Raw genomic sequence first — 12693 nt, forward strand, 5'->3', positions numbered from 1 at the left:
CGCGTTGTACCTGTCGGGAATCGGATACAAAGCTCCGGACAAGGTGGTGTGGCCGCCGACCGGTGACTGTCGGGTTGTGCGCCACGGAGGGGCCGAAGTGAGCGAGGGTCGAGCGTGGGTCTGCCAGCACTGGCTCAGTTCGAGTGTGGTCGTGATCGGCGTGGCCCTGGACGTCGGTGGCCGGCGACGTGCGTGGGGCAGTGGACTCACATGACGCTCGGTTGGGCTGGCCCGCCGTGAGCAGTCCCGGTCGGACTCTGGGGAGTGAGGCGAGACATATCTGTTCTCCAATAATATAGCCGGCGTCTGAGTGGGCGGGCTTTACTCTATCCGAGTTCCGTCGCTCGTTACCGGCGATTATATTCTATTTCTTATGCATCGCTGTTTCCAGCGCCTGCCTCACGACTGAATCACCAGAGGACAAGATAAAGAGTGTAACTAATCGGGGGTAACCGGTGAATTATACCCACGCCGTCTTGCGGTTTGGGTTTGTTTCAGGGGGGTGGTAATTCACTGTCGGTGATTCAAACCGGGCCAAAACCGCCGCCGTCTTGCGATTTCAATGATATAATGATAGCAATAAAGATAAGTATTGAAATTTGATAGAATTGGAGGCAGGCGTACTTGCAATCCACTCTTGCCAACGTAGTAGAGAGAATTACAGTCGCAGAACAGCACAAAATTATTAGATATTCTATACAGGGGAACGAGTTCACAACGGCGGGTTACATGAACTCAGATACGTCACGCTCCTCCTCTTTTGACTCAGTTTCGTCCCGCTCTTCAGTCTCGTTTGAGTCTCCCTCTGCATCTGATTCAGTAGGTGATTCACCGCCTTCCTGCTGGGCAGATTCCGTCCCACCTAAGCTGGGATCTGGGTCCGGCTCAGAGAAGAGTCCTCCAGTGTTGTCGTCGGACTGCTGGTCGTGATCGCCACCGTCATACTCATCTTCTGAATCTGATAGGTCTGGGTGGTCTGTGTCCGGAGACGTGACGGCAGTGTTTGCTGTTGTCTGGTCGAGTGGGTCGGTCGACTCGTCGTCGCCCAACCCGTCTGTCGCGTCGGCGGTTGGCTCGACTTCGGGGTCACGATCCGGGCCACTGTCTCTGGACTCATCATCTTCGGTCTCACCAAGTGACCCATAGAGCACATCGTCGAGTCGGGCCCGAGTAAACGAGAACCAGCTGTCACTCTCGATGTCGGTGTCATCCTCAGTGGGTTCCAGCTCCGAACTGCCCGGCGACTCCGCACCTTGCGCCGGGAGGCTGTCGCGAACATCAGCCAGTTCGTAGGACTGGCCGTGGACCCACGTCGTTCGTGAGACGGCAACGCACTCACCGGGCTGGAAGTCTCGAAGCAAGCCAGAGGTGACCGGCGTTTTGTCCTTCTCTTTGTACGTGTCCCGAGCCTGCGTTCGTGGGTTTTCGCCGCGCCCCTGGTGACTCATCGACACCATCTCCGACCGGTCGTACTGACGGCTTTCGCCGAGTTCGTCGAGGATGAAGTCCGTCGACTCAGTGTCACCCGGCCCGAAGTAAACCCCCTGTGGACAGTTGCCGACAATGCCAGAGATTGTACTGTATGTGTCTTTGAGCTGGCCGATTGTCTGTACGCCGACCAGTGCCCGAGCCTTGTGTTTCCGGCCTCGCGCCGTAAGATTCGTTACTTGAGTGAGCGCCGGCAGCGCGTCAATCTCGTCGAGGATATGGACCGTCGGGTTCGAGGCATTCATCGCGTAGCGGATCGACCAGTCTACGAGCAGTTGGTACATCGGCCCGAGCGTTTCCAGTTCCGTCGGGTTCGAGTCAATGATGAGGACTCGACCCTCCGGGTTCTCGATGTACTCTTGCAGGGAGAACTCTCCGTAGTCCCCGAAGTCGCCGGTGAAGACGGGGTCAACGTTCTCCTTGATGGTCTGGTAGACGTTCTGTGCACCTTTCCCCTTGTCAGGGTCGATATGACCAGAATCCAGCCGGTCGAACTCGTCAAGGGCTTTCTTGAGCGCGATATGACCCTCGTTGAGCAGCGAGACGATATCGGCGTGGCAGAGCGCGTGACGGCGATTGTTCTTTTGTGCGCTAAGATGCAGGTACATCAGCATCTCCGCAAAGGTCTGTTTGGCGGGCCGGTGGAACGGGTCGTGGCCGTCGGCTTCGCCGAAGATCGCGCCGGCGACCTCGCGGAAGTCCGACTCCGAATCGGCGTCCTTGAACAGATTCCAGACTACGTCGCTATCCTCGTGCCGAATGCGCTGAACGTCGAAGCCCAACTCCTCGTAGAATGCTTGAAAGTCCTCGCCGGTGTCGTGAGCGATGACTGCCGTGTTACTGTAGTACGGGAACTGGTAGGCCAGCAGCTTCATCATCGACGTCTTCCCGCTCCCAGTTTCCCCTACGACGGCTGTGGAGACATCCTGATCGAGCGTGAACGGCATTTCGGCCTCTTCGTGTTCGTGAGAGACCTCTTCCAGCGGGACGACGGACTCCCCGTCGTCGTGGTCCCACTGGTTCATCGCGAGCATTTCCGGCGACGTTCGGCGGAGTAGTTCCCCAGAGAACACGATACCGATTGAGATGGCATACAGGATCACCGTGGTCGAGTACGAGACCATCGGCAGTGACAGGCCGGGCACGGTGAAGCCAGCGAACAGTGTCCCCACTGAGACGGCAGCTAGGACATGAGCGAACGGGAACAACAGCGCTGCGCTGGGTGTCTGGACAAGCACGTCGTAGAAGAACGCCGCGCTGATCAGTCCAAAGCCGAGGTAAATGTAGCGCCACGCCCAGAACCGCTTTGGGAGAACCTTGTCGCTGTCGACGATCATTGGCGGGAACAACAGCATGAACCCGGCCCAGACGAACCCGACGACGTTGTCGTACTTGAGACTATTCGGAACCTCTCCGGAGCGTTGTCCTGGTGGTGCAGAAGAACTAGAACTCACTGCCACCACCCAACTTCACGCTCGGGTTCCTGCTCGCGTTTGAGGGCAGCTTCGGCGTCAGCGTCGCGCGGTTCCTCACGCTGTTCTGAGAGTGGCTCAGTTTGCCGCTCATCGCTTGCTTTCTCAGCCGTGGGCTGTCCGACGTCTTTCTGTTGACTCTTCTCAGTCGCCCGCTTGAGCGCTTTTTCTGCTTCGGGGTTCAGCGATAGTTCTGCCTCGTGGTACTGCTCCCGTGCTTCCTCATCCACGACCCGACCGGGATTCTCCGGAGCATCGCGAGCGGCAGTCGTTGGGTCCCTCGTCCGGGAGGGCTCTTCATACGCGGTCGCTGCTTGTTCGCGCAACTCTCGGATATCTTCCCGATCCATCTCCAACTCTGCGCGCTCGCCAGTCGCCGCGATGTGTGCGTGGGGAAACTCTGTGTCTCGGTGGACCCCATACACGTAGTCAGTCGTCGGCTGCTGGGCAAACTCACTGTTCATGAAGTCCCGAGTGTTGGCACGGACTTCCTCTGGCGAATATTGTCCCGTAGGATCAGGGGAGACGATCATGTGCCGCTGGAATCCGAACTCGCGGCTCTTGTCGACGAATCGATTTACTTCTGGGTCGGACAGTTCTCGGCCAGCGGGATTCCGTAGGTCAACTGTCGCTCCGGCATCCTGTTCGCGATCACGCTGAATGTAGTCGACGAGGTTCCCTGCACCACCTTCTCGGTAATCTGTTTTCAGCATCATGCACTCTCACCTGCCGATTCAGCAGCAGTCGAGGCATCTGACTCAGAGTCGCCTTCGGCTCTCGATTCAAGACCCGGATCTTGTCCGACGTGTTCACCAGCAAATTTCAGCGCAAGCCGTCGCTGCTCAGCTGAGTAGTTATCTTGAAGCAGTTTCCAGATCGCAATGGTGTATGCTGTTCTGACCTCCTGGATGGTCTTCACCTCCTCCATTGTTCCAGACTCAAACTCCGCTACCAGCTCTTTCACCTCGCGCTGTGCCTCTTCCAGCAGTAGCTCTATGCTCGTATCAGTGTCGTACCGACGATACTGGTTCTCTCCAGTTTCCCGGTCAATGTGGTCCTCAATAACCTTGTGTCCGTATTCCGAGGTAGATGTCCCCGCATCGTCAGCCAACTGGTCAAACCATTCTTTGTACGCTTCGGTGGTGTAAATCTGGAGTAGAGTGTCTCTCTCAGTCATTCCTGACCCTCCTTGTTTCGGATGCTTTCAACCTCTTCTTGGACTTTCTCCGACGCTCCTTCCATCGCAGCAGCGCGCTTGTCTGCCGGGAACTCAGAGGAAATTAAGTCCCACAGAGCGACCGAGTAGAACAGTTCCTGATCCGTGTCAATGTCTGTTGCTCCGTCAACCTCTGCTGCGACAATATCTGCTAAATCATCAAGTTCCGACTCAAGATTCAATTCGTTGGCTCGTTGCTCTTTCAACTCACGGTCAATGCGCTGTTCCGTAGCCTTCAGAACGTACTCCGATAGCTTTTCATCTGCTTTCTGCGCCTGCTTTACAACCTGTTCTCCCTGTTCTGGGTTCAATCGAATCGAGATGACGTTACTCATTTGAATTCTCCGTAGTGTCGAACTCCGCATCAGTCTCTGTCTCGATACCACCGTCAGCGACAACTGCTTCTGGCTGTGTCTGGTCAAGTGCTACAGACACCACGTCCACCAACTCGTCTTCGCTGAGTCCGTTGAGGACGTGTTCAGCCTTCTCAGGGGACAATCCGTGATTCGTTAGCTCTTGCTCGACTGCCTTCGAGCGTACGAACTCTTCGAAGTCAGCAGCGCGGGAGTCGGCCTCGTGAGCAACAACGTCAAGCGCATCTTCCGCGTCAGCGTCGAGGTCAATGATCTGCTTTTCCTCCCACGACGTCTTGATCGTCAGCGGGTAATCGCCATGTTCGTCGACGCGAACCAACGCTTGCGAGTAGCCTTGGCCGTCGCCAAGTGACTCCTTGCCGGCTTCGGCGTGCTGGATGTAGGATTGCTGTTCGTCCGTTAGTCCGGCGCTTGTTGCCGTCTCGTCGCCCAGTTCCGGCTCGCGGTGATGCACCTTGATCGGGCACATTCCCGCGATTTCCTCAGCGGCTCCCTTGTCCTCGAACTCAGAGAGCGTCTGGGACAGCATCACTAGCCGGAGTCCGGCGTGGCGCTGGTGCCGCGCAATCTGGTTCAGCGACTCCAAGTTCGCGTCGTCGTTGAACAGGTAGTGAGCTTCGTCGATGATGATCTCGACCTTCTGCTGCATATTCTTGGCCTGCTGGTACAGCGTGCTCAGCAGCAGTTGCATGATGAACGACTGCTTGCCGAGGCCACTGCCCGAGCCTTCGACCTGCTGGAGGTCCAGATAGACGGCCTTGCTGCTGTCGTCGATCAGCCGCAGGTCCGACTCTTTCGAGAGGTTGCCGAACGTACTCCCCGGGCGGAACGGATGCAGCGCAATCGAGAGTTCGTTTGCGTACTGCTGGATTTTCTGCTGGGAGGACTCCGTTGTCGCTCCGGGGAACATTTCTGGCTCTTCCTGGAGGCGGTCGACCACTTCGAGGAAGTCACTCAGGTCCGGCGAGTTTTCCGGCGTGTGCGTCGACGGGTCGGCTGGGTCGATATCCGATTCAGTGAATATCTTGTCGATCAGGAACGTGATCAGGCCGCTGTGCATCTCCAGATCGACATCCCGCGACTGCAGGAAGTTCTCGATGACCCCGTACACTTCGTCTTTCTTCGCTGAGACGGGCTGCATATCCGGGGACTGTTCGAGGACATGCGGCGGCGTCGGATGCATCTCGCACGGGTTCAACGGCGTCTCGCCGCTGATCGTGATCGTCTTTGCGTCCAGCATCTTCGCGCTGCCGTGCATATCCCCGACTGGGTCGATGTAGATCTGCTTGACGTCCGACCGTTTTTTCAGCATCCGCATCGCCCGAGCCTGCGTGCCGTGGGTCTTCCCACCGCCGGGCATTCCAGTCACCAGCTCCGAGTGGCCGGTTTCCAGTTCCCACGGGTCGATCAACAGCGAGGAGTCGTTGTGGCCGTGCAGTCCGTACTCGATGCCGTCCTCCATCCGCAGGTAGTTCGACGAGAACGGGAACAGCGACCCGAGTGCTTCCCCGGTCATCGAAGAAAGCCGGTTTTGCCCGAGTTCGTTGGCCCCGATCGGCGAGACAGTCACCAGCCCTGCTTCCTGCCGGCGGGTCGTTCGCTTGACGCCGCAGTTCGACGGTGAGTCTCGCAGGAGCGTTTCGAGCCGGTTCGTTTGCTTCCGGAGGTCTTCTTCGGTCTCCGCAGTGAGGCGGATGAACGCCCCGACACGGAACAGCGACGTGTGGTTCCGCCGGACCATCTGCCGGATGTACTTTGCCTGGTTGACCTCCTGTTCGATATCCTCCGCTTCCAACTCTCCTTTGTCGTTTTGCAGCATCTTCAGCGAGGAGATCCACTCCTTCATCACCGACACTGCTGTATCAGCGTCGTATGGGTCGATGTGGATTGAGACATCCACAGCGAGGTCCGTATCCAGCAGTAGTTGCTCTAGCATTCCACTGGTCGGATGCTCGGGATACGTCTCGATCCAGAAGCACCGTGTGTACGTCTCTTGGTCGATGAGGGCGTGGTCGGCTTCCCACTCGATATCCGTCGGCGCGACCAATGACCGGTGGTTCTCACCGGGCCGGTGCAGTTGTGAGACGAAGTCAGTCTCGTCGACCTCGTAGTCGGTCCCACCGACGTCGTCGGTGTCCATGCCCTCCGCAGCGTCATGGGCTGTGGCACCCTTGCCGTGCTTGATGAGTTCCCGAGCGGAGTACGTCACCGGAGAGACGGAGGCCGCCTCTTCGTACTCGCGTTCCGACCGGGTTTCACAGGCCCAGTAGTCCTCGGTCAAGTGCGCCAGTTCATGCGGGCTGACCGACCGGCTACGGCACCGAAACATATTGTTGACTGCTCTGTCGACGGTTTCGAGCCGGTCGTGGAGCTTCTTGGCCTTGAACTCCTCTCGCTCGGCGTCAGTGAGCGTGTCACTGTCGAACCGAGTGAACAGCCGCCCAATAACCGGTATCCCAGTCAGGTAATCCGCGATGGAGTCGCTGTTCATCTGGAGGTCGTGAATGTCGTCGTCAGTCACCCAAACGACGATGTAGTACTTGCGCTGGAGTTCAGTCTCAGTCTCGACATTCCCGCTGTCGTCGATGTAGCGGTTGACGAACTCCATGAGCACCCCTCGGAAGATCGAATGGCTCTCCGCGTCGGGGTCGTCGAGTCGGTCGACGTGTGCCTGTATGTGGGACTCGTTGTCGACCTCGGCCGTCGTGACGTGGAGTTTCGCCCGGCCAGTCAGTGACTCGGACAAGCGTGTGAGTGACTTGACGGCTTTGTCCCATTTCTCGTCGTCCTGCAGCGACATATTGGCGGGCTCGACCTCGACCGCGCCGACGTACGCTCCGTCGACGCGCTCAATGCCGTGGGGCATGACCCGCTCTAGTCGCGTGACCTGGCGGGTATCCTGATTGCCCTGACCGTGAGTGTACTGACGCTTTTTCACGAGCCAGAACAGTTTGACCCGCAGCCACTCAGTCAGGCGATAGTGATCTGGCCGGACTTTGTGCAGGATGTAGAGGAAGACTTCCACGACCGCTGTGAGAGCCAACGTTGGGAAGAACAGCGCTGCTGGCACGAACGGCATCCCCATCGCGACGAGGAAGCCAAACGGCGGGATGAGGAACAAGATGAGTTCCCCGAGTGTGTAGTCGCCCCAGAAGTTGGTCGAATCACCGAGCGATTCGTGGATGATGTTCGTGTTGTACTCTTCTTCTGAGTCAGCCATTAGTCGTCATCCTCCTTATGCGGCAAGCCGTCGCGGTACACATCCGGCCCTAATATATCGTCATCAGTCGCAAACACATCCTTGAGCGAGTCGTACGACTCGGACTCATCGGAGTCAGTGGTCTCGGTATCGTTCTCGTCGAAGTCATCGTCGGAGAACGGCGGGTCAGCCTCAGACTCGAACACTCTGGTATCGCCAGAGTTGATCTGCGTCTGGCGCTCCATCTTGGTCTGGGGTTCACTTACTGAGGTGTCGTCGCTCTCGGAGTCGCCAGACGAGCCAGACGAGCCGGACGAGCCAGACGAGCCGGACGAGCCGGACGAACCACCGTTGGTGAACCTGCTGTTGAGGGGACTTCCACCGGACCCGCTCCCACCGCCAGAGGGCGGTGAGCCACCAGACCCGCTGCTGCCACTGCCGCCGCCAGAAGGCGGAGCGGAACCGCCTGCACCGCCTGAGCCACTGCCGCCGGAACCACTGTTGCCGCCACCTCCGGAGCCGTTGGGACTACTGCCGCCACCGGAACCGCTAGAACCGCTCTTCATGCCAGCGGGGTTAGCTGCCATCTGGCGGTGGACCATCTGAGCACCCGTGGCAGCACTGCCGACGCGCCCTTTTGCAGCGCTTGAGGCAGCTCGAATCGTGCCACCTGTCGCCATTGCTGCGCCGGGGCCACCGACCGCGCCAGCGCCGGCTGTCGCCGCCGCACCACCAGCCGCCGCACCGATCTTGAGGGGCTTTTTCCCACCAGCAAGGGCCTGTTCGCTGACTTGGATTGCCACGCGGCTACTGCGCTGGATGAGGACCTTCTGGGACTTTGCCGCCAAGTACAGCGTCACGAGGCTGATGAACAGGGACAGCTCAGAAGCCAGTCCCCAGTTTGTCGCTTCAAAGCTCATGCGGATCAAGATTGCAGGCGGGATGCCTGCAGCGAGGACTCCGGGGTACGCGCCGGCGACCTGTTTCGCCAGTCCCGAGAAGCGGTTCAGCGGCCAGACTTCCACTGCCCAGAACGTCGCAACCAGCGGCATCGAGAGGGTCAGCAGGAAGACCAGCAGCCACCGAGTGATGAAGATGAACGCCGCCTTGAGGTAGACGTACAGTCCGACAACAATGAGGACAAGGAATATTCCAAGGCTGAACGAAGCGATTTCTTGAACTGAACCGATCATTGCGGCGATCTCTTTGTCGGACTGACCGGTTTGGTAGATGATTTTGCCGATAGCGTCGAAGAACTGAGTCCCCAGTGAGGCCACAGGGAGCCAGAAGAACAACGAAAGGAAGGCAACTCCGAGGCGACGTAGGAGTTTCTTCCGGATAACAGGGTTCATTGACCCGTACCTGAGCCCAATCATCGCCAGAACAGAAAACTGGAGAGCAAGAGCTAAACCAACAATTGCGTCGAAGTAGATGCCTGAGATTAGCGAGTTCCACGGGGCATTACTCGCAGACTCAAATGCAATGTCGACGGGGGCTGCTGAATTCGGCCCTTCAGGAGCAGGCGTCCGCACCATCGGGTCGATAATGGCTCGGAAAAACCCGCTCAGATACTCGACTATGTCTGTTCTGAGGTTATCGAGGAAGCCACTGATACCAGCTGCAATTGCCGATGAGAGTTCTCTAATCAGCCTCTCAGCGATTTCCTTCACGATATCCCCAGCAATTCCCGACTGCATTGCTACGTCTCCGTCTCCGTCTCTACTGAGGTAGCAGTGACTTCCTCTGGCTCACCAGCTAGGGTTCGTTTGCACCCGTTACCGGTGCTGTCAAACCTGTCGGTGTATTTGATAGGTTGGGTGATAGTAACCGGGTCACTCCAGAGGAATCCAACAGCCAATTCCTCTTCTCTTACAGTCGTTTCTTCGACTTTTACGCAATGTGCGCGGTCTTTCAGGAGAAAAGTAAATTCGACAATACCGGTTTCACCTGGTTCTATTGGTTCGAACGGTTTGCTGTCTCTTTCTCCATTGAGGATTGTCCGAACCGCTGCTCCGGTTCGCTGGCCCACATTCCGGACAACCACCCCCAAGCTATCGTCGCGGATCTTTTCGTGCTCAGTCCCAGGGACGACTTTCTCAAACTCAAACGTAGTGCCCAGTTCGAGTGGAATTTCAGTTTCGACACCATCCCCACGGAAATAGAGTGTGTGCTGGCCCCGGGGCAATGGCTCGTTGTTATCATCTCCTTCTGTTAGCAATAGGCTGGTCCGAGTCTCACCAGAACTAAAGTAATCGCTGGAGAACTCTCGCCCGGACTCTGTGATGATACTGACCGATGACGGGTCAATCTCATCGGTTACGGCGACTTCTAAGGCCAGTTCATTATTTCTCACCACCTTAATTTTCGTCTCTTCGATGTAGTCGGACTGCTCTTCTGGCGGACCGGCACTTCCACTGTCTCCGTCACTGCTATCAGACAGCCCGCCACTGCAGCCTGCAAGCGTGGCAAGACCCCCGCTAAGGAGTCCAAGCACTGTTCTGCGGTCGATACTGCTGTTTCGTGGTATATCTTGCTTTGTCATGGATTATACCAACCAACAAATTTGCCTCTCGTCCAGACGTCGTAGCCATACAGCGCCAGCACAGCCGGCAACACCGTCAGGAGCGTCACTACAGCGAGGTCAATGAACTCCGCAAGGTCTGGGAGGTTCACTTCGTAGGCGACCCGCTCTTGGGTGTCTCGTACCGGGACAGCACGCCCTTGCTCCCACCAGATCTGAGCCGGGCGATACGTGACTATCGCCGAGGAGACTTCGCCCTGGTCAACGGTGACCGAAATCTCATCATCGCCAGACAGTGACCGTTCGACCCGGGACTGTCCCGTTGCGACAGTGACGTTCCCCGCCGCAATCGGGAAGCCAGCCGTCGGTTCGACCCGGACCAGCAGGTCTGTCGAGTTATCAGTCGAGCTGACGACCTCGGAGGTGATATTGACCTCGCGGATTGGCGTCGGGTTCGTCGAGTCCGCTGGCTGTTCGATGCTGTTCCCACGGACGAGTCCGTTGATTTCGAAGTTCTCTGTTCGGAGTTGTTCCGCACTCCGAATCGTAAACCGATCTGCCGTCGTGAACGTCTCCGAACGGTTGATCCGAATCTCCGGCGGGAGCGTCGTCCTGTTGGTCGCGTTCGCCGTCGTGTTCACAGTCGCATTCGTCGGATACGTCGCTTCGAGCGACGGCACGAACCGCCAGCCGTCGGAACTCTCATTTTGGACGCGGTTGACCGTGACCTCTGGGCCTTCCGTGGTTCGGACAGCGTGGGTTTCGAGTGGTCGTACTGGGGTCGTCGTGTTCTCCGACCAGTTCGCCCAGCCCGGCGGTGAGCGGGTGTAGAACCGCCACTTGCTCTGGACTTCGTATCCCGCGTCGAACTGGACGCTCTGCCAGCTGCCGGGGATTACGGTCCCGATGCGATAGTCGTCGGTCGTGGCCCCTCTGCCGTTGGGGACGACGCCGGGCTCGACGACCATCTCCCGCTCGGAGAGATTTTCCACCCGGACCGTCCGCGAGTCCGTGACCGTCAGTTCGTACTCGTCAATCTCGTCATCGCCTATCTCCGAGATATTCGTCGAGATCGTCGTGACCAACTGGAGTTCGGTGGTCCCGTTGATCTCCGTGTAGTTGAGCGTGGGCTGGGCGGCAGTGCTGTTGTCCATCGTAGTGCCGTTGGCGTACAGCGTCGTGTTCGTCGACGTGTTCAGGACGCGGAAGTCGTCCTCGAAGAACTCCGAGATGACTACCCGGTAGTCGTGAATGGCACGCACGGTCCCGTTCGGACGGACCAGACGCTCCGTACCCGACTTTTTGTGGACGACCGTCGATGGCTCGATACTAAAGAACGCGACGTAGGCGTCACGAATCCAGAGTCCAGAGCGAGTGTCCGTGACGTTTACTGGATACGAGGCGTTCTCGATGCCAGTCCGGAACGAGTCGTGTTCGGGCCGGTTCCACAGTGTTGTGTTTGAGGGCTCGCGAGAAACCATATCTCCCGTGCATGAGGGGAGGACGGCCAGCGTGCCGTTCTCAGCCTCAGCCCGGTCAGCCCGTGTGAGGTTCGGATGATCGGGGTCGCCAGACCACAGCGCACGGAAGAACGTGTGGTTGTGGTTGTAGGACCGGTTCGGGGGCAGGACACCCGCCGTCGCGTTTTCTCCCACTGACGCATTGGCCGGCGGGTTCGAGGCGTTCTCGTAGCACGAGACTTTCGCGCTGAGGTTCCGCCTTGCTCCGAGTTCGACGGACCTGTTCACATCTGTCTGGTTCGCCGCTGGTCCCTGGTCGGCAGACTCGTTGCCTTCGGTTCCGTTGGCTGTTGTCCTGTTGCCTGCTGTCTCGTTGCCTATTGGGTCTCGGACGCTGGAGTCGTTGTTTTCGGTGCGATTCGTCTGTGTTCCCTTGCGGTTGGAGCCATTCGGTGCGGTGGCGTTTTGCTGGAGTACCCCCACGCCACCGTGACTCGCGTCGGTGTAGGAGTGTGCTGTCCCCCGCTCAATCTGGACTGGGTTACTACCAGCGGACGCAGGCCCCGCAGCTGCGGCTGTCGAGAGCAGCGAGCAAAGGGCCGCGATCATCAGCAGTGAGCGGAGTGATGGCATCGTATCTTCAGAATGGCGTCACGCAGTCAGAGAAGCCGAAACCGACGTTGTCCCCGAACTTCGTGATAAGCTCTGGAGCCACGATTGCCAGCACGACGACGCCGAGGCCGACCAGCGAGAGGATGAGGTCTCGCCGGGCCTCGTTTTGCTGGTTCGGGTTGCCAGAAGCCCGCATATACGACAGGCCGCTGCGCCCGACGAATACCATCGTCGCTGGCAGGCCAAGACCAGCCAGTGCGCCAAAGACGACGTTGACGCCGTCCTCGACAGCAGTGTTACAGTAGATGTTCCCGACGTCGGTCTGGCCCATCGCCGAGCCAGCAAATAGCG

Annotated in this window: 9 protein-coding genes; all 9 read right to left on the reverse strand. The window is 58.3% G+C overall.

The window, feature by feature from the left end; translation table 11 throughout:
• Positions 1 to 725: 725 nt before the first annotated feature.
• The gene (locus G9C82_RS20440; RefSeq protein WP_127015235.1) at positions 726 to 2942 is read right to left on the reverse strand and encodes a type IV secretory system conjugative DNA transfer family protein; all 2217 of its coding nucleotides are present in this window, start codon (positions 2940 to 2942) and stop codon (positions 726 to 728) included.
• The gene (locus tag G9C82_RS20445) at positions 2939 to 3676 is read right to left on the reverse strand and encodes a relaxase/mobilization nuclease domain-containing protein (protein WP_127015236.1); all 738 of its coding nucleotides are present in this window, start codon (positions 3674 to 3676) and stop codon (positions 2939 to 2941) included. Before G9C82_RS20445 ends, G9C82_RS20440 begins: the two co-directional genes overlap by 4 nt.
• Positions 3673 to 4137, reverse strand: coding sequence for a hypothetical protein (locus G9C82_RS20450; protein ID WP_127015237.1), 465 nt, complete (start codon positions 4135 to 4137; stop codon positions 3673 to 3675). Before G9C82_RS20450 ends, G9C82_RS20445 begins: the two co-directional genes overlap by 4 nt.
• On the reverse strand, positions 4134 to 4511 hold the full coding sequence (locus G9C82_RS20455) for a hypothetical protein (RefSeq protein ID WP_008313557.1): 378 nt from the start codon (positions 4509 to 4511) through the stop codon (positions 4134 to 4136). Before G9C82_RS20455 ends, G9C82_RS20450 begins: the two co-directional genes overlap by 4 nt.
• Entirely contained in the window at positions 4504 to 7770 is a 3267-nt protein-coding gene (locus tag G9C82_RS20460; protein WP_127015238.1) for a VirB4 family type IV secretion system protein, read from the reverse strand. The genes G9C82_RS20455 and G9C82_RS20460 overlap by 8 nt, the downstream gene beginning before the upstream one ends.
• Positions 7770 to 9446 carry a hypothetical protein gene (locus G9C82_RS20465; protein WP_127015169.1) on the reverse strand — a complete coding sequence of 559 codons (1677 nt, stop codon included), beginning with the start codon at positions 9444 to 9446 and terminating at the stop codon, positions 7770 to 7772. Before G9C82_RS20465 ends, G9C82_RS20460 begins: the two co-directional genes overlap by 1 nt.
• Positions 9447 to 9448: 2 nt before the next feature.
• A complete protein-coding gene (locus G9C82_RS20470) occupies positions 9449 to 10291 on the reverse strand; it encodes a hypothetical protein (protein WP_127015170.1) in 843 nt (280 codons plus the stop codon).
• The gene (locus G9C82_RS20475) at positions 10288 to 12363 is read right to left on the reverse strand and encodes a hypothetical protein (RefSeq protein ID WP_127015171.1); all 2076 of its coding nucleotides are present in this window, start codon (positions 12361 to 12363) and stop codon (positions 10288 to 10290) included. The genes G9C82_RS20470 and G9C82_RS20475 overlap by 4 nt, the downstream gene beginning before the upstream one ends.
• Before the next feature lie 7 nt (positions 12364 to 12370).
• Positions 12371 to 12693, reverse strand: a 323-nt coding sequence (locus G9C82_RS20480) for a hypothetical protein (protein ID WP_206508227.1), incomplete at its 5' end; no start/stop codon positions are given.

It is taken from the genome of Haloarcula sp. R1-2, assembly GCF_011627385.1.
Taxonomy (GTDB): Archaea; Halobacteriota; Halobacteria; order Halobacteriales; family Haloarculaceae; genus Haloarcula; species Haloarcula marismortui.